Genomic DNA, 16587 nt, shown 5'->3' on the forward strand with positions numbered 1-16587 from the left:
CTCGGACCCCGCCCTCCCGCCACACCCCGCACGGCCCTTACGTACGGCGCGCGTTGAACATCCCGGCTCGCGCGTCCGTACTCAGCTCTGCGTGCCGTGCCAGCCGCCACAACAGCTCCCGAATGTCATGTGCCATTTTCTCAATGCCGAGCCGGGAGGCATCAATGCGTTCGAACCGACGTGCAGCACGCTCCAAGGTTTCCGTGCGGGTCGTCGCCATGGTCACCGCTGCCGTCGCCGCGGCCGCGCTGGTGGTCGTGTCGCTGCAGACGGGCAGCGGGGAGGCGACCGCGGGGACCACCGCGACGGGCGGGTCCGCCCAGCACGGCGCCGGTCACGCGGGGGCCGGATTCTCGGGGGCGACTGCCGCCGAGGCGCAGGGTCCGCAGCAGGTGACCGAAGTCGACCGGACGTTCCTGGTGAAGGTGCGGCAGGCGGGACTCTGGGAGATCCCCGCAGGACGGCTGGCCCAGACCCACGCGTCCAGTGAGGCCGTGAAACGGGCCGGGCTGCATCTCCTCGACGGTCACAGCAAGCTCGACCAGCTCGTGCGGGAGGACGCCAAGATCCTCGGGGTGCAGCTGCCCAACGAGGCCACCGAGGAGCAGCAGGGCTTCGTGACGCAGCTGGAGAACGCCCAGGGCGCCGAGTTCGACCGGCTCTTCGCGAACCTGCTGCGTTCCTCGCACGGCAAGATCTTCGCCACGATCGCCGAGGTCAGGGCCGCCACGCAGAACGACCTGATCCGCCGTCATGCCCGTCAGGCGAACCAGACGGTGCTGGACCACATGGAGGTCCTCGAGGACACCGGGCTCGTCGACGCCGCCACCTTCGCGGAGGTGGAGACGGCGGTCGCGCCGAAGTGACCGGCGCTCCGCCTCGGCCGGTCCGGCAGACCCGGACGGTGCCAAGACCCGGTCCTGCCAAGGGGAAGTAAAATCCCTTGCACTGTGCAATGCTTCTCGTGGTGGAGGACCCGGCTGCTCGCCGGCCTCTGCCCGGGAGCGGCACTGGCACGGTGACGCAGCTCGACCACCGCACGCCGGCGATGTCGACCGGGTCCTCCCCGCCAGACGTTCGCGGCGTCAGCGGCCGGGGCGAGGCCCCATGTCCGACCAGCCCAGCGGATACAGCTCGCCGTCCTCTTCGGGCACCGCCGGTTCGCCGCCGGCCTCCGTGAAGGCGGCCAGGGCGCCGATGAGCGCGGCCCGCTGCGACGGGTCGAGCCGTTCGACGATGGCCGCGATCTCCTTACGGCGCTGGGCCGTGACGTCCTCGACGATGCGCCGGCCCTCCGTCGTCAGCCGCAGCACCGTCTCGCGTCGGTTGTCCGGGTTGACCTGCCGGTCGGCCAGACCCGCCGCGATCAGCCGGTCCATCATGCGCATGGCCGTCGACGGGTTCACACCGAGCCGGTCGGCGAGGACGACCAGCTTGGCCGGCCCCTCCAGCGACAGCACGACCAGCAGCCGGAACTGCGGCAACGTCACCCGGTCCTCGACCGCGGCGAGCGAGCGGGCCGAGAGGGCGACGAGCAGCCGGGACGCGGTCAGCACCGCGCGGGTCACGGCGTCGACGTCGTCCATCCCCCGCGAGGAGTACGAGGAGTGCGCTGGTTCGGTCATTTCTTCTTTGTACCGCGCGCCGCCCGGGTGCCGTGCGGCGGCCTCGCATCCAGCGCCCTGGCCGGGCGCCGCCCCTCACCCGGTCGTCGACCGCCGCGCAGACGTCCCGCCCCGCCGCCGTCACTCCCGGCGGTGGCGGATCAGCAGCATCGCGGCGTCGTCGTGCGGCGGCGCCTGCGCGTACTGCTCCAGGTCCGCGCGGAGTTCCGCCAGCGCCGCCTCCGGGTCCTGCGTCCTCAGCAGATGGCCGCGCTCGCCGAGCGGGTAGAACCGGCCGGCCCGGTCGCGGGTCTCCGTGACCCCGTCGGTGTACAGGAACATCTGGTCGCCGGGCGCGAAGTCGGCGGTGAACGGCTCCGGGGCGGACGTCCCATGGAGACCGAGCCCGAGCGGCAGGGCACGTCTGGGCGGCTCCGCGAAGGAGACCGTTCCGTCGCTCCGCACCACCATCGGCGCGGGATGGCCGTAATTGAGCAGGGTCACCCCCTTGCCCGGCTCCAGTTCCGCGAGCACAGCGGTGACGAACTTCTCCCCGCCCTGAAGCTCCCGTTCGAGGGCCCTCTCCAGCCGCTCGCCGACGCCTGCCAGGTCCTCTTCCTCGTGCGCCGCCTCCCGGAAGGCACCGAGGACGACGGCCGCCGTCTCGACCGCCTCGAGCCCCTTGCCCTGCACGTCGCCGACGATGACCCGCACGCCGCCCGGTGACGTGACCACCTCGTAGAGGTCGCCGCCGATACGGGCTTCCGCGACCGCCGAGGTGTAGGAGACGGCCACCCGCAGATGGCCCGCCGTTCGCGGCACGGGTCGCAGCAGCACGCGCTGCGCGACCTCCGCGATGGAACGCACGCTGGCGAGCTCGGCCTCGCGTCGCTGCCGCATCACCGCGGCCGCCACACCCGCTCCGGTCACCCCGGCGACCGAGGCCATGGCGGAGTACCAGCGGCGTTCGCCGAGCACCCCGTCGTAGATCCCGAGGCCGAAGCAGAAGCCCAGCGACAGTACGCCGATCAGTGCCGTACGCCGCCATCCGCCGACGAGTCCGGCGAAGGCGGGACCGAGCGAGACGAGGGCCAGAAACCCCACGCTCGACCCGGCTGTCACGTCGACCAGGGCGACTATGCCCATCACCACGAACGGGAGGGCGGACAGCAGTCGGGAGCGCGACGGGATCTGCTCGGCCAAGTCGGACTCCGCGGTTGATCGGCTGGCGGGGAAACGGTCTCCGTCGACGGCACGGCCACGCGGCAGCCGGGCGCGCGGAAGAGCGGCGCGGTCGCCCCCGTCGGCCTCGCCATTCACTTTTAGACTATGCAAAGGTTGCACAGTCGAATCGTCCCGGTCCGCCCCCGTTACCGAATCGAAGCCGCTCTCAGAGAACTCTCAGCCCCCGGATCGCCGCCAAGCCCCCGCACCGCTCACGAGAGGCAGGAACGTGACGTCTCCGCACCGCGCGCCGCAGCGTCCCCCGCTCCCCACCGGTGTCACACGCTTCGTGGCCAGGCTGCCGGTCCACCTCTACCGGATCGGCCTCGGACCCCTGTTCGGGCGGCGCCTGCTGTTGCTGATCCACACCGGCCGTACGTCGGGGCTGACCCGCAAGACGGTCGTCGAGGTGGTGGAATCCGACCGGGCCGGCGGATGGTGGACGGTGGCATCGGGCTTCGGACCCCGGGCCCAGTGGTACCGCAACCTCCTCCACACCCCGCAGGCCACCATCCAGGTCGGCCGCCGCTACTACCCGGTGACGGCGCAGCCGGTCACACCGGAGGAGGGCGGCCGGCTCATGGCCCGCTACGCGCCCCGCCATCCGCTCGCCGCCCGGTGGCTCTGCCGGTTCATGGGGTACGAGGTCGACGGCAGCGAGGCCGGCTACCGCCGGGCGGGCGAGTCGATCCCGTTCCTGCGGCTCGAGGCGGCGCCCGGCAGCTTCTGACGGGCGCGCTGCCTCACCCCGGGCCCCGCTGCGTCACAGGTCGCGCCAAGTCACCGCGTCGCACGCCTCAAGGCGTCGCCGCACACACCATGAGCACGAACGCGGCGAGGGCGAACAGGGTGCGCACCAGATGCAGGGCGTTCCACTTGCCCTCGAAAGCGGCCCGGACCTCGCGGGCGGGCCGCGGCGAGTTCTCGGCCGACGCGAGGGCGTTGTTCAGCGGGACGTTCCCGGCGCTGGTGATGACGTGGCCGACGAACGCGCAGACGAGGGCGGCGATGACCAGCCAGCGGTCGGTGGCGGTGCGGCCGTCGACGGGGACGAAAAGCGCCGCGACGGGGAATCCCAGACTTCCGAGGAAGGCCAGCATGAACGTGCCTCGTGGCACCTTCTCGTTGATGCGGCGCATGGCGGGCACGAACTGTTCGTCGGACAGGGTCGCGAGCGCGGGCATGATGCCCGTCTGGAAGATCACGAAGAAGCCGGCGTACAGACCGGTGGACACGACGGCAAGGGCGAGGAGAAGGGTGGCCATGCCGTTCATGATGGCCTGACGCGGAGGGCGGCGCGCCGTGTTTTCGGACGGCGTGCGGTGGTTGGAGGCCGGTTTCCCCCGGGTCTCCAACCATCCTCGAACCGCTCGCCAACCGTCCGCGAGCGGGGCGCGTCCGACGGCCGGTCAGGTGGCGTGAGCCACGCCCCGACCGCACCGCCGGGCCGCCCCGCCCGCCTCGCCCTCCCCCTCGCCGGAGGTCAGTACCGCCCCGACCGCTGCGCCTGCTCGATCGAGTCGGCCAGTTCCTCCACGGCGCTGTCCTCCGTGGACCTCGCGAGCGCCCGGGCCCGGTCCTCCAGCGCGCCGAGGCCCGGTGCGCCCGGCACGGAGCCTCCGCGCAGCGACTCGGCGAAGTACGCGGCGACCGCCGTGATCTGGAGCCGCTTCGACGGTGCGTCCCACAGGGCCCCGTCGATCGCGTCGGTCTCCACCGTGCCGCTCTCCTCGTGCGGCGCCCGGGTCTTGGGGTCGAGCCAGCGCACGGTCGCGGTGGCGACGTGGCCCTGCGCGCCGTCCCGCAGGCGTACCGCGTAGAGCGCGGTCACGGTGTGGCCGGGGCCCACCTCGCCGCCGTCCACCCGGTCGTTGCGGAAGTCGTCGTCCGCGACCTCCCGGTTCTCGTAGCCGATGAGCCGGAACTGCTGGACGGTCTGCGGGTCGAACGCGACCTGCGCCTTGGCGTCCCGCGCGCGCAGTTCGACGTGGCGGGGCAGCTCGTCGACGAAGACCTTGCGTGCCTCCTCGTCGGTGGAGACGTACGTGGTGTGCCCGTCGCCCTTGTCGGCGAGGCGTTCCATGAGGTCGTCGCCGTAGTCGCTGCCGACGCCGACGCCGAACAGGGTGATGCCGTGCTCGCGGCGGGCGTCGTCGATCCGCTCGAGGATCGCCTCCGCCTCCGTCTCGCCGGTGTTGGCGAGGGCGTCGGACAGCAGCACCACACGGTTGGTGGCGCCCTTCCGGCGGCCCTCCACGGCCTCGTCGTAGCCGGTCGTGACGCCGGCCTCCACGTTGGTGGAGTCGGTCGGCTCCAGCTCGTCGACGACGGAGCGGATGCGGTCGCGGTTGCCGTCGAGGCGGGTCATGGGCAGCCGGGTCTCCGCCTCGTCGCTGAAAGTGACGACGGCGATGGAGTCGTCGTCACGCAGCTGGTCGGTGAGGGTTCCGAGCGACTTCTTCACGAGGTCGAGCCGGCCGGGCTCCGCCATGGAGCCGGAGATGTCGATCACGAAGGTGAGCGCGGCGGGGGGCCGGTCGGCCTCACGGCCGACCGGCCGGGTGGCGAGCCCCACACGGACCAGGGACCAGTTGCCGTCCTCGTACCCCTCGGCGTCCTGGGTCTGCGGCTTGATCTCGCCCTCACCGCCGCCGGCGCCGCCGCCCGGCCGGGCGCCGTCGACCGTCACGGTGAACCCGTCGCCCTTGGGCCGGGGATAGTCCTGCCGGAAGCTGTTGATGAACTCCTCTGGCCGGACCTGGTGCCGGCCCGGCGCCCCGCCCTCCTTGAGCAGGCGGCGCGCGTAGTCGTACGAGGCGGTGTCCACGTCGAGCGCGAATGTCGAGAGGTAGTCGGCGGGCGGCGCGATGTCCCGCTTCTCCTCACCCGGCGTGTCACGGTCCGGCCCGCCCTTGCCGCCGTCCGGTACGAGGGGAGCCGGCGCGCCGTCCGGCGCCGGCGCGTACCCCTCGGAGGAGTCGGTCGCCAGGTTCTCCGAGCCGCTGCAGCCCGCGGTGAGGAGCACACCGCCGGCCAGGGCGGCCGCCACGACCGCCTTGCCCAACCTCGTACGCGTCGCTGTTCGGAATGTCATCCGGACTCCCCCTCGTGTTCGTCGGCACTTGTGAATGTGACGTCCGAGAGCGCCGGCGGGAGCAGTCGGCAGAGTTGCGGAAGAGTCTCAATGCGGCAACGGGCCGGGCCTTTTGCCCGCTGCGCCCCGTATCGCCCCTACGAGACGATGTCCTTGCGGGCGAAGTTGCGGAACGCGAGCGCGAACAGGACCAGCGCGTACGTGAGGGAGACGGCGGAGCCCTTGAGCATGCCGCTCCACTCCAGCTGCGGCTGAAGGGCGTCGATCCAGGCGAACTGCCAGTGTGCGGGGAGGACTTCGCGCCAGCCGCCCAGTGCGGTGACGGCGTCGAGCACATTGCCGACGATGGTCAGGCCCACGGCTCCGCCGACCGCGCCCAGCGGGGCGTCGGTCTTCGTGGAGAGCCAGAACGCCAGCCCGGCGGTCACCAGTTGGGAGACGAACACGAACGCCACGACCAGGCCGATCCGCGCCAGCGTGTCGGCGGCCGCCAGCGATCCGCCGGTGGGCAGCTCCAGCGGTCCCCAGCCGTAGGCGACGGTCCCGGAGACCAGGCCCACCAGCGGCAGCAGCACCATCGCCGCCGCGCTGAAGCCCAGCGCCACGGCCAGCTTGGACCACAGCAGTCTGGTGCGCGGTACCGGTGCGGCCAGCAGATAGCGCAGGGACGACCAGTTGGCCTCGGACGCGACGGTGTCGCCGTGGAACAGCGCCACCGGCACCACGAGAAGGAAGCCGGCCGACACGAACAGGCAGGTGGCAGCGAAGTTCGCGCCGGACGCCGTGGCGGTGTCCATCAGCGTGATCCGGCCGTTGTCCCGGCCGTCCGGTGTGCCGCCGATCGCGAAGGCCGCGATCAGGACGAGCGGCAGCGCGCCCAGCACCCCGGCCATCACCAGCGTCCGCCGTCGCTTCAGCTGCCGCATCGCCTCGACCCGCAGCGGCAGCGTGCGGCGGGCACGGTAGCCGGGCGCGGACCCGACGGGCACGGGCCTCGTCGTGCCGGTCTCCACGGGCGCGCTCATGCGGAACCTCCGATCAGGGTGAGGAACGCGTCCTCCAGGCGGCGGTGCGGGCCCACGCCCGTCAGGGGCACGTCCAGGCGCACCAGTTCGGTGATCATCTCGGTGGCGGTCGCTCCGTCGAGCCGTACGAGCAGTCCGTCGCCCGCGCGGACCGCGGAACCGATCCCGGGCAGAGCGGCGATCTTCTCGACGAGCGGCTCCGGCACCTCGCCGTCGACGGTGACGAGCAGGGTGTCGCTCTCGCCGGTGATCTCCGCCACCGGCCCGGCCTGCACGAGCCGGCCGCGGTCCATGACCACCAGGTGGGTGCAGGACTGCTCCACCTCGGAGAGGAGGTGGCTGGAGACGATGACGGTCCGTCCGCCCTCGGCGTAGCGGATCATCACGTCCCGCATCTCGCGGATCTGCGGCGGGTCGAGCCCGTTGGTCGGCTCGTCGAGGATGAGCAGATCCGGCATGCCGAGCATGGCCTGCGCGATGGCGAGCCGCTGGCGCATGCCCTGGGAGTAGGTGCGCACCGCGCGGGCCAGGGCGTCGCCGAGGCCGGCGATCTCCAGTGCCTCCTCGATGTGCGCGTCGGCCGCGGGCCGGCCGGTGGCCTGCCAGTACAGCTCCAGGTTGTCGCGCCCCGACAGGTGCGGCAGGAATCCGGCACCCTCGACGAACGCGCCGACACGGGAGAGGACGGGCGCGCCCGGCCTGATCGCGTGGCCGAAGACCCTGATCTCGCCCTCGTCGGGCCGGATCAGGCCCATGAGCATCCGCAGCGTGGTGGTCTTGCCGGCGCCGTTGGGGCCGAGGAGGCCGAGCACCTGGCCCTTCTCGACGCGGAAGGACAGGTCCCGCACGGCGTACCGGTCGGCGGAGCGGGAGTACTTCTTGGACAGGCCGGTGATCTCCAGCGGCACGTCGGCGCGTTCCGCGTCGGGGGGCGGTGCGAGGGCGCGGCGGCGGGCGGTGAGCAGCAGCGCCGCTGCCACCACCGCGCCCGCGGCGGGCATCGCCCACACCCACCACGGCAGGCCGGCCGCCTGCGTCTTCACGGCGGGCGCGGTGGGCACCGTGAGATCCCCGGCGAGGGAGACGGTGTAGGTGGCGGGGGCGGCCGGGGACGCGTAGCCGAGGTCGGTCGCCGACAGCACGAGACGCAGCCGGTGCCCGGCGTCGACCTCGTGGTCGACGGCCGGCAGGGTCAGCCGGACCTCCTTGCCGGCTTTCGCGTCGTCGACCCGTACGGGGGCGACGAGCTGAGAGGGCAGCACCTGCTGCCTGCCGTCCGGTCCGACGTCGTAGACCTTGCCGAACAGGACGGCCTCGCCGCTGTCCGAGGCCACCTTCACCCGGACCGTGGGCGAACCGGTGATCCGGACGGATGTGTCGAGCGGCTTCGACGCGAAGCTCGCGAACTGGCCGGGGAAGTCGAGGGACAGTCCGACGCCCAGGGAGGACAGCGCGCCGGCGCCGCCGCTGAGGCCGGGGACGGCGGAGATGGCGGGCGGGGTGCCGCCCGCCGGGTTGGAGAACCGCTGCTCGCGGCCGGTGAGCGCGAACTGCCGGGTGCCGTCTGTCAGGCCGGGGTAGGCGGGGCCGGTCGCTCCGCGCAGCAGCGCCTGGCCGTCGGTGGAGTCGACACCGCCGGTGCGGCTGACGCGGAAGGCGGGACCGGTGTCCACGCTCTTGTCCTGCTTCAGGTACCGGTCGAACCAGTCGCCGATGCGGCCCTCGACGCGGCCGGTCTCCCGGTCGCCGCCGTCGTGGCCGCCGGCGATCCAGTCGACGGCGACGGGTGCGCCGTTGGCACGGATCGTCTTCGCCATGGTGTCGGCGTGCGAGAGCGGGAACAGCGAGTCGGACTGACCTTGCACGATCAGCGCGGGCGTTTTGATGCGGTCGCCGACCGCGGAGGGGCTGCGGCTCTCGAGGAGCTCGCGCGCCTCCGCGTCGGGCCGGCCCGCCACGGCGACCCGCTCGTACATCGCGCACAGAGTCGGCTCGAAGGGTCCGCATCCGGCCGGGTTCGCGGGGGCGGGGGTGGCGGCCCCGCCGGGTGCGTCGGCTGCCTGGTCCCGGCCGGCCGGGGCCTCGCCCGCGGGCGGCTCCTCGGGGGTGTCGGGCCGGACCTGGCCGCTTCCGGGCGCCGTGTCCAGGGAGGCGGCGGAGCCGGTGGAGAAGAAGATCCCGGCCCACAGCTTCTTGAAGACGCCGTCGGGGAACAGGGCGTCCGCGAGGTTCCAGTAGGTGATCTGGGGTGCGATCGCGTCGACCCGGCGGTCGTGGGCGGCGCCGAGCAGGGAGATCGCGCCGCCGTACGAGGAGCCGCTCATGCCGACGCGCGGGTCGCCGTCGGCGTCCAGCGTCACCTCCGGCCGCTTCGCCAGCCAGTCGATCAGCCGGGAGACGTCCTTGACCTCGCGGTCGGGGTCGTTGAGCCCGATCTGCCCGGTGGAGCGGCCGAAGCCGCGGGCCGACCAGGTCAGTACGGCGTACCCGTCGCGGGCCAGCTTTTCGGCCTGTGCGCGGACGTCCTCCTTGCTGCCGCCGAAGCCGTGCCCGAGCAGGACGGCGGGCCGTCGCTCGTCGCCGCCGCTGGTGAAGTACGAGGTGTCGATCTTCGCTCCGGGCATGCTGTGCACCCGGTCCTCGCGGTGCACGGCGGGCGCTGCGTCGTCGGCGACGGCGGTCCACGTGCCGGCGCCGGCGAGCACGGCGAAGGCGACGACGCCCGCGAACCATCGGCCCCGCGGCCGGGGAAGTCGGATCTCCATGGTGGAAACCCTAAGCGCACGGCGGTCCGTCGTCGGCTGCCGCCGGGTGGAACCGGTGCGCCTCCTGAAGTAGTACGCGCTGCCGTCTTCGTACACCGGACGCGGTACGGCGCGGGCCTGTGGGGCCGGGAACGGCGGCGACCCCGCACACCGGACATTCCGGACTCGTGACGACGGGCACACAAGATCCACACGTACTGAACCCCTTTCAGAAGGGGTATTTATCCGGCCAGTTACTCATCAGTCGCGCTCTTGTGTCGTAGGTCACACCACGGGACCCTGGCTCTCGCAACCGCACGTCCTGGCACCATGCACGCCCGTACTTGCCCGTAACAACCGGTCAACGAAAGGTCAGGTGCACGAGATGAGAGCAACTGCCCGTCGCGCCGGGGCGCTGATATCAGCCGCCGCCGCCGCGACCGGTCTCCAGTTCGCCGTATCCCCCACCGCGCACAGCGCGTCCATCGGCGATCTTCGTCTCGCTCCCACTGCAACTGCCGTCGACAACAGCTGGATCGTCGTCCTCAAGGACGGCACGACCCGCGCCGCCGACCTCGGCGTCGCACCGAAACACACCTACAACAACGTCCTGTCGGGCTTCTCCGCCGCGATGCCCGCCTCGAAGGCCAAGGCGCTCGCGGCCGACCCCCGGGTCGCCTACGTCGAGCAGAACTCCACGGTCCGGCTGAACGACACGCAGCCGAACGCCACATGGGGCATCGACCGCATCGACCAGCGGAACCTGCCGCTGTCGAAGACGTACACCTACAACACCCCGGCGTCGAACGTGAACGCCTACATCATCGACACCGGCATCCGGACCTCCCACAGCGAGTTCGGCGGGCGCGCGAGCGTCGGCACGGACACGGTGGGCGGCGGCCAGAACGGCCAGGACTGTCAGGGACACGGCACCCACGTCGCCGGCACGGTCGGCGGCAAGAACTACGGGGTCGCCAAGAGCGTCAACCTCATCGCCGTACGCGTCCTCGACTGCCAGGGCTCCGGCACCACCGCCGGCGTCATCGCCGGCATCGACTGGGTGACCGCCAACGCCAAGAAGCCGGCCGTGGCCAACATGAGCCTCGGCGGCAGCGCGAGCGCGTCGCTGGACGACGCGGTGAAGAAGTCGATCGCCTCCGGCGTCAGCTACTCCGTCGCGGCGGGCAACGGCCTGCCGATCCTGGGCATCCCGGCGAACGCGTGCAACTACTCCCCCGCCCGCGTCCCCGAGGCGATCACGGTCGGCGCGACGGACAGCTCCGACCGCAGGGCATCGTTCTCCAACTACGGAACGTGCCTCGACCTGTTCGCGCCCGGCGTGGACATCACCTCGGCCTGGAAGGACAGCGACACCGCCACCAGCACCATCTCGGGCACGTCGATGGCGACCCCGCACACCGCGGGCGTGGCCGCTCTCTACCTCTCGGCCAACCCGACGGCCACCCCGGCGCAGGTCCGGGACGCCCTGGTGAACAACGCGACGACGGGCAAGGTCCAGAGCCCGCTGACCGGTTCCCCGAACAAGCTGCTCCACTCGCTGTTCTAGCCCGCGGAGGGCACCAGATGCCCGAGGAGCCCCGTGTCCGCCGGATACGGCCGTTCCTCGGGCAGCAGCAGTGCCGCCCCCTCCCGGTCCCCTTCGCGCACAAGCCGGTGCGCCTCGTGGGCGAGCGGGGTCACGTCGGTGATGCCCACCGTCCACTCGTCCGCGTAGCGGCCTGCCGCCTCGCCGCCGAGTCCCAGCTGCAGCGACCGATGGGGCAGCGCGTTCAGCCCGAGATCCCGCTCCGGGTCCCACTGCACACGCGCCGGCGCCCGCCGCAGCTCCCGCTTCCACGCCGCCCGGCTTTCGTGCACACCGGCCTGACAGTGCGACAGGCAGGCGTTGCGCAGCGCCCATTCGAAGCCGTCCCGCCGGATCTCGACGGCGAGCACGGTCTCCTGATCGGCCTTGGTCGCCCAGCCGCAGCGGTACATCATCCACAGGAACGACGGCTTGATCCACGTCATCCGCTCCCGCTTCCACGCCGCCGGGAACCGCCCGTCGCGGGCGGCGGGCACGCCGATGGCGGGGTGGTACGCCTGGTAGACGGTGACGGTGTCGTCGGTGTACCGGGCGCGTATGCGGTAGCGGGGTTCGTCGGTCATGGTGCCCAGCGTGCGCCCGAACCCCTTTGCCGGGCCAACGGATTACGCCTTAGGCTCACGCCCATGAACATGAACACCTTCGGAGGTCATGCCGCGTAGGCGGCCGGGGCACGTTCGTGCCGAGCTACGGGTGCGGGAGCGGTGCCGGAAGAACCGGGTGCGGCCGATCTCGGGCGTCTCGCGGCGCACGCTGTACGAGATCGTGCGCATCGAGGAGACCCGCAACTATCTGTGGACCGGCGCCGTCGGCGAGTCCCTCGCGCTGTGGCGGGGCTTCGTCGGCCGGCCCGACCGGCGACTGTGGCAGGACGACGAGAGCGGCTGCACCGAGTGGCTCTGCTGCGGTGATCCCCTCCGCGCCCGCGACATGCTCGAGGGCGCCGTGCTGGCCCTTCCCCGTCGCCCCGCGCGTGAACTGCGGGCCGTCGTCCTGGCGTTGGACGACCGGTACTGAGACGCGGCCCGCGCGGGATCCGCACGGGCCGCGTCGCACGCGTGTCAGTGGTTGCGCGGGAAGCCCAGGTCCACACCCGCCGGGGCGTCCGCCGGGTCGGGCCAGCGAGTGGTGACGACCTTGCCACGGGTGTAGAAGTGCACGCCGTCGTTGCCGTAGATGTGGTGGTCGCCGAAGAGCGAGTCCTTCCAGCCACCGAAGGAGTGGTAGCCCACCGGCACGGGGATCGGCACGTTCACGCCGACCATGCCGGCCTCGATCTCCAGCTGGAAGCGGCGGGCCGCGCCGCCGTCGCGGGTGAAGATCGCGGTGCCGTTGCCGAACGGCGAGGCGTTGATCAGCGCCACGCCGTCCTCGTAGGTCTCCGCGCGCAGAACGCAGAGCACCGGGCCGAAGATCTCGTCGCGGTAGGCGTCGGAGTCCGTGGAGACCTTGTCGAGCAGGGACAGCCCGATCCAGTGGCCGTCCTCGTAGCCGTCGACCGTGTATCCGGTGCCGTCGAGGACGACCTCCGCGCCCTGGGCGGCCGCGCCCGTGACATAGGAGGCGACCTTGTCGCGGTGGGCGGCCGTGATCAGCGGGCCCATCTCGGAGGTCGGGTCGTCGCCCGGACCGATCTTGATCTTCTCGGCCCGCTCGCGGATCTTGTCCACCAGTTCGTCACCGATCGCGCCGACGGCGACGACCGCGGAGATCGCCATGCAGCGCTCGCCCGCCGAGCCGTATGCCGCCGACACCGCGGCGTCCGCGGCGGCGTCGAGGTCGGCGTCCGGCAGCACGAGCATGTGGTTCTTGGCACCGCCCAGCGCCTGGACGCGCTTGCCGTTGGCGGAGGCGGTGGTGTGGATGTAGCGCGCGATGGGGGTGGAGCCGACGAACGAGACCGCGGCCACGTCCGGGTGCGCGAGCAGCGCGTCGACGGCCACCTTGTCACCGTGCACGACGTTCAGCACGCCGTCGGGCAGACCGGCCTCCGCCGCCAGCTCGGCGAGCAGGTTGGCGGCCGAGGGGTCCTTCTCGCTCGGCTTGAGGACGAAGGTGTTTCCGCAGGCAACGGCCAGCGGGAACATCCACATCGGCACCATCGCCGGGAAGTTGAAGGGGGTGATGCCGGCGACGACGCCGAGGGGCTGGCGGATCGAGGACACGTCGACCCGGCTGGACACCTGGGTCGACAGCTCGCCCTTGAGCTGGGTGGTGATGCCGCAGGCCAGCTCCACGATCTCGAGGCCGCGGGCCACCTCGCCGAGCGCGTCGGAGTGCACCTTGCCGTGCTCGGCGGTGATCAGGGCAGCGATGTCGTCGCGGCGCGCGTCGAGCAGGGCGCGGTAGCGGAAGAGGACCGCGGTGCGCTGGGCCAGCGACGAGGTGCCCCACGTCGTGTACGCCTCGCGGGCCGCGGCCACGGCCGTGCCGACCTCGTCGGCGGAGGCGAGGGCGACACGGGTGGTGACGGCTCCCGTCGCCGGGTCCGTGACCGGGCCCCAGTTCCCCGACGCACCTTCGACGGTCTTGCCACCGATCCAGTGGTTGACGGTCTTCGTCATGACGAAAAGCTCCTTCAGAGATGGCGGCGTCGGGCGGCGGCCTGCCGGTCGTACTCCTCACGGGCCTTCACCGCCGACGGGCGGGTCGCGGTCTCGGCCACAGGAACATCCCACCACGCCTGTGCGCCGGGCGGGCCCGACACAGTGTCTGCCGTTCCGGTCTCCACGTAGACACATGTGGGCACGTCGGCCGCGCGGGCCTCGGCCAAAGCTTCACGCAGGTCACGCACGCTGCGCGCGCGGATCACCCGCATCCCGAGGGACTCGGCGTTGGCGGCGAGATCGACGGGCAGCGGCGGGCCGGTGAAGGACCCGTCGGCGGCCCGGTGACGGTAGGCGGTGCCGTAGCGCTCCGCCCCGACGGACTCGGAGAGGCCGCCGATGGAGGCGTATCCGTGGTTCTGGAGGATGACCATCCGGATGGGGACGCCCTCCTGGACGGCGGTCACGATCTCGGTCGGGTTCATGAGGTACGTGCCGTCGCCGACGAGCGCCCACACGGGCCGGCCGGGTGCCGCCATGGCGACGCCGATGGCGGCGGGGATCTCGTAGCCCATGCAGGAGTAGCCGTATTCGACGTGGTACTGGTCGGCGGACCGGCTGCGCCACAGTTTGTGCAGGTCGCCAGGGAGGGAGCCGGCCGCGTTGATGAGGATGTCGTCGCCGGTCACCAGGGCGTCGAGCGCGCCGAGGACCTGTGCCTGGGTGGGGGCGGCGTCGGCGTCGGGGGCGGTGAAGGCCGCGGTGACCCGCTCCTCCCAGGCCGCCTTCGCCGCTGTGTAGCGCGCCCGGTGTTCGGCGTCGACGCGGTGGTCGCCGAGCGCCGCGGTGAGTTCCTCGAGGCCGGCGCGCGCGTCGGCGACGACCGAGAGGCCGGCCATCTTGTGGGCGTCGAATGCGGTGATGTTGAGGTTGACGAAGTGGACCGTCTCATGACGGAACAGCGTCGAGGAAGCCGTGGTGAAGTCGGACCAGCGCGTGCCGACGCCGATCACCAGGTCCGCGGTGCGGGCCAGGTCGTCGGCCGTGGCGGTGCCGGTGTGACCGATGCCGCCGATGTCGCACGGGTGGTCGTACGGCAGCGATCCCTTGCCCGCCTGGGTCGAGGCGACCGGGATGCCGGTCGCGTCGGCGAACGCCCGCAGCGCCTCCTCCGCCTCCGAGTGGTGCACGCCGCCGCCCGCGACGAGCAGCGGCCGGCGGGCGGAGCGCACGGCGGCCGCCGCCTGCGCCAGTGCCTCCGCGTCGGGGCGCGGCCGGCGGATCCGCCACGTCCGCTCGGCGAAGAACTCCTCGGGCCAGTCGTACGCCTCCGCCTGCACGTCCTGAGGAAGCGCGAGCGTGACCGCGCCGGTCTGCGCCGGGTCGGTCAGGACCCGCACGGCCTGGAGCGCGGCGGGCACCAGCGCCTCCGGGCGGACGATGCGGTCGAACCAGCGGGAGACGGGACGCAGGCAGTCGTTGACCGACACGTCGCCGGCGTAGGGCAATTCGAGCTGCTGGAGGACCGGGTCGGCGGGCCGGGTGGCGAAGGTGTCGCCGGGGAGCAGCAGGACGGGGAGGTGGTTGATCGTGGCCAGCGCGGCACCGGTGACCAGGTTGGTGGCGCCGGGGCCGATGGACGTGGTGACGGCCTGCGCGGAGAGCCGGCGCGACTGGCGGGCGTGGCCGACGGCCGCGTGGACCATGGCCTGTTCGTTGCGGCCCTGGAGATAGGGCATGTCCTGGTGGCTCTCGAGCAGCGCCTGGCCGACGCCCGCCACGTTCCCGTGTCCGAAGATGCCCCAGGTGGCGCCGATGAGCCGGTGGCGGCGGCCGTCGCGCTCGGTGTACTGGCGGGCGAGGAACGCGACGAGGGCCTGGGCGGTGGTCAGCCGTCGGGTGGTCACCGGTAGCCCTCCGAGCGGTCGGGGTGGAAGCGGATCAGCCACTGGCGGTCGTCGCCGGGGCCCGCCATCACATTGAGGTAGTACATGGTGTGGCCCGGTTCCGCGATGGACGGGCCGTGCCAGCCGTCGGGCACGAGGACGGCGTCGCCGGTGCGTACCTCGGCGAGGAGGTCGGCGCCGCCGGGACGGGACGGGGAGACGCGCTGGTAGCCGAGGCCGCCGCGGTCGATCTCGAAGTAGTAGATCTCCTCGAGTTCGCTCTCCTCTCCCGGCCGGTGCTCGTCGTGCTTGTGCGGCGGGTAGGAGGACCAGTTGCCGCCCGGGGTGAGCACTTCCACGGCGATCAGGCGGTCGCATGCGAAGGTGTCCGCCGCGGCGAAGTTGTGGACCTCGCGGGCCTGACTGCCGCTGCCGCGGGCCTCGACGGGTACCTCCGGCGCGGGGCCGTAGCGAGCGGGGAGTCGGCGCTCGCACCTCGCTCCTGCCAGGGCGAAGCGGCCTCCCGCGCCGGAGGCGATCTGGGCATGGGCGTCTCGCGGCACATAGGCGAAGTCGCTCACTCCGCCGAACACGCTTTCCCGCCCCTGCAGTTCAAAGATCTCGCCTTGCGTGTGCACGGTGCAACCGCCGGTGAGCGGCAGCACGATCCACTCGCTGTCGCCGGCGGTCAACAGATGCGACCCGCCCGGCGGAAGCTCGAGCACCCGGAGGGCGGAGTACTCCCAGCCCGCCTCGTCGGGTCCGATGCTCAGGGCGTACGGCGCGCTCGCGGCGCTGTCGGCCGGGACGTGGAGACCCTGCTGCTTGATGTTGTCGTCCATGCCTTCTGCGTACCCC

14 protein-coding genes are annotated in these 16587 nt (G+C 72.2%); 4 read left to right on the forward strand and 10 right to left on the reverse strand.

All coding sequences use genetic code 11. The features are described from left to right. Positions 1-164 precede the first annotated feature (164 nt). Positions 165-866 carry a DUF4142 domain-containing protein gene (locus ACTMTU_RS09825; RefSeq protein ID WP_441263079.1) on the forward strand — a complete coding sequence of 234 codons (702 nt, stop codon included), beginning with the start codon at positions 165-167 and terminating at the stop codon, positions 864-866. A gap of 219 nt (positions 867-1085) precedes the next feature. On the opposite strand, the gene ACTMTU_RS09830 is transcribed toward ACTMTU_RS09825, so the two are convergent. Beyond that, positions 1086-1586: a MarR family winged helix-turn-helix transcriptional regulator gene (locus tag ACTMTU_RS09830; RefSeq protein ID WP_441263177.1), complete on the reverse strand. Its 501-nt coding sequence runs from the start codon at positions 1584-1586 to the stop codon at positions 1086-1088. Between the two features lie 159 nt (positions 1587-1745). Continuing rightward, on the reverse strand, positions 1746-2750 hold the full coding sequence (locus tag ACTMTU_RS09835; protein ID WP_441263178.1) for a PP2C family protein-serine/threonine phosphatase: 1005 nt from the start codon (positions 2748-2750) through the stop codon (positions 1746-1748). Between the two features lie 307 nt (positions 2751-3057). On the opposite strand from ACTMTU_RS09835, the gene ACTMTU_RS09840 reads away from it, so the two are divergent. Then, entirely contained in the window at positions 3058-3558 is a 501-nt protein-coding gene (locus ACTMTU_RS09840; RefSeq protein ID WP_441263080.1) for a nitroreductase family deazaflavin-dependent oxidoreductase, read from the forward strand. A 67-nt stretch (positions 3559-3625) separates the two neighbouring features. Here the strand turns inward: ACTMTU_RS09840 and ACTMTU_RS09845 are convergent, their stop codons facing one another. The 4 genes from ACTMTU_RS09845 to ACTMTU_RS09860 form a co-directional block, all read right to left on the reverse strand. Beyond that, positions 3626-4093 (reverse strand): anthrone oxygenase family protein, encoded by a 468-nt coding sequence (locus ACTMTU_RS09845; RefSeq protein ID WP_441263081.1) that lies wholly within the window; start codon positions 4091-4093, stop codon positions 3626-3628. 218 nt (positions 4094-4311) lie between these two features. Beyond that, a complete protein-coding gene (locus ACTMTU_RS09850) occupies positions 4312-5922 on the reverse strand; it encodes a YfbK domain-containing protein (protein ID WP_441263082.1) in 1611 nt (536 codons plus the stop codon). Positions 5923-6059: 137 nt separating this feature from the next. Continuing rightward, entirely contained in the window at positions 6060-6947 is an 888-nt protein-coding gene (locus tag ACTMTU_RS09855; RefSeq protein ID WP_441263083.1) for an ABC transporter permease, read from the reverse strand. Beyond that, positions 6944-9712 (reverse strand): alpha/beta fold hydrolase, encoded by a 2769-nt coding sequence (locus ACTMTU_RS09860; protein WP_441263084.1) that lies wholly within the window; start codon positions 9710-9712, stop codon positions 6944-6946. The genes ACTMTU_RS09855 and ACTMTU_RS09860 overlap by 4 nt, the downstream gene beginning before the upstream one ends. Positions 9713-10067: 355 nt before the next feature. On the opposite strand from ACTMTU_RS09860, the gene ACTMTU_RS09865 reads away from it, so the two are divergent. Further along, on the forward strand, positions 10068-11258 hold the full coding sequence (locus ACTMTU_RS09865) for a S8 family peptidase (protein ID WP_441263085.1): 1191 nt from the start codon (positions 10068-10070) through the stop codon (positions 11256-11258). Here the strand turns inward: ACTMTU_RS09865 and ACTMTU_RS09870 are convergent. Beyond that, the gene (locus ACTMTU_RS09870) at positions 11255-11860 is read right to left on the reverse strand and encodes a DUF4291 domain-containing protein (protein WP_441263086.1); all 606 of its coding nucleotides are present in this window, start codon (positions 11858-11860) and stop codon (positions 11255-11257) included. The genes ACTMTU_RS09865 and ACTMTU_RS09870 overlap by 4 nt on opposite strands. Positions 11861-12017: 157 nt before the next feature. On the opposite strand from ACTMTU_RS09870, the gene ACTMTU_RS09875 reads away from it, so the two are divergent. After that, positions 12018-12314: a hypothetical protein gene (locus ACTMTU_RS09875; RefSeq protein WP_441263087.1), complete on the forward strand. Its 297-nt coding sequence runs from the start codon at positions 12018-12020 to the stop codon at positions 12312-12314. Between the two features lie 44 nt (positions 12315-12358). Here the strand turns inward: ACTMTU_RS09875 and mmsA are convergent, their stop codons facing one another. The 3 genes from mmsA to iolB are packed head-to-tail and all read right to left on the reverse strand — an operon-like array spanning position 12359 to position 16571. Then, positions 12359-13861 carry a CoA-acylating methylmalonate-semialdehyde dehydrogenase gene (gene mmsA / locus ACTMTU_RS09880; protein ID WP_441263088.1) on the reverse strand — a complete coding sequence of 501 codons (1503 nt, stop codon included), beginning with the start codon at positions 13859-13861 and terminating at the stop codon, positions 12359-12361. A 14-nt stretch (positions 13862-13875) separates the two neighbouring features. Next, positions 13876-15750 carry a 3D-(3,5/4)-trihydroxycyclohexane-1,2-dione acylhydrolase (decyclizing) gene (iolD, locus tag ACTMTU_RS09885; protein WP_441263089.1) on the reverse strand — a complete coding sequence of 625 codons (1875 nt, stop codon included), beginning with the start codon at positions 15748-15750 and terminating at the stop codon, positions 13876-13878. Then, positions 15747-16571 (reverse strand): 5-deoxy-glucuronate isomerase, encoded by an 825-nt coding sequence (gene iolB, locus ACTMTU_RS09890; protein ID WP_441263090.1) that lies wholly within the window; start codon positions 16569-16571, stop codon positions 15747-15749. The genes iolD and iolB overlap by 4 nt, the downstream gene beginning before the upstream one ends. Positions 16572-16587 lie beyond the last annotated feature (16 nt).

The organism is Streptomyces sp. OZ13 (assembly GCF_052068155.1).
Taxonomy (GTDB): Bacteria; Actinomycetota; Actinomycetes; order Streptomycetales; family Streptomycetaceae; genus Streptomyces.

Excerpts from the sequence above, each read along its gene's own strand:
- ACTMTU_RS09835 (WP_441263178.1), bottom strand. The coding sequence starts at position 2,750 with ATGGGCATAGTCGCCCTGGTCGACGTGACAGCCGGGTCGAGCGTGGGG.
- ACTMTU_RS09850 (WP_441263082.1), bottom strand. The coding sequence starts at position 5,922 with ATGACATTCCGAACAGCGACGCGTACGAGGTTGGGCAAGGCGGTCGTG.
- ACTMTU_RS09845 (WP_441263081.1), bottom strand. The coding sequence starts at position 4,093 with ATGGCCACCCTTCTCCTCGCCCTTGCCGTCGTGTCCACCGGTCTGTAC.
- mmsA (WP_441263088.1), bottom strand. The coding sequence starts at position 13,861 with ATGACGAAGACCGTCAACCACTGGATCGGTGGCAAGACCGTCGAAGGT.
- ACTMTU_RS09825 (WP_441263079.1), top strand. The coding sequence starts at position 165 with ATGCGTTCGAACCGACGTGCAGCACGCTCCAAGGTTTCCGTGCGGGTC.
- ACTMTU_RS09855 (WP_441263083.1), bottom strand. The coding sequence starts at position 6,947 with ATGAGCGCGCCCGTGGAGACCGGCACGACGAGGCCCGTGCCCGTCGGG.
- ACTMTU_RS09870 (WP_441263086.1), bottom strand. The coding sequence starts at position 11,860 with ATGACCGACGAACCCCGCTACCGCATACGCGCCCGGTACACCGACGAC.
- iolB (WP_441263090.1), bottom strand. The coding sequence starts at position 16,571 with ATGGACGACAACATCAAGCAGCAGGGTCTCCACGTCCCGGCCGACAGC.
- ACTMTU_RS09830 (WP_441263177.1), bottom strand. The coding sequence starts at position 1,586 with ATGGACGACGTCGACGCCGTGACCCGCGCGGTGCTGACCGCGTCCCGG.
- ACTMTU_RS09860 (WP_441263084.1), bottom strand. The coding sequence starts at position 9,712 with ATGGAGATCCGACTTCCCCGGCCGCGGGGCCGATGGTTCGCGGGCGTC.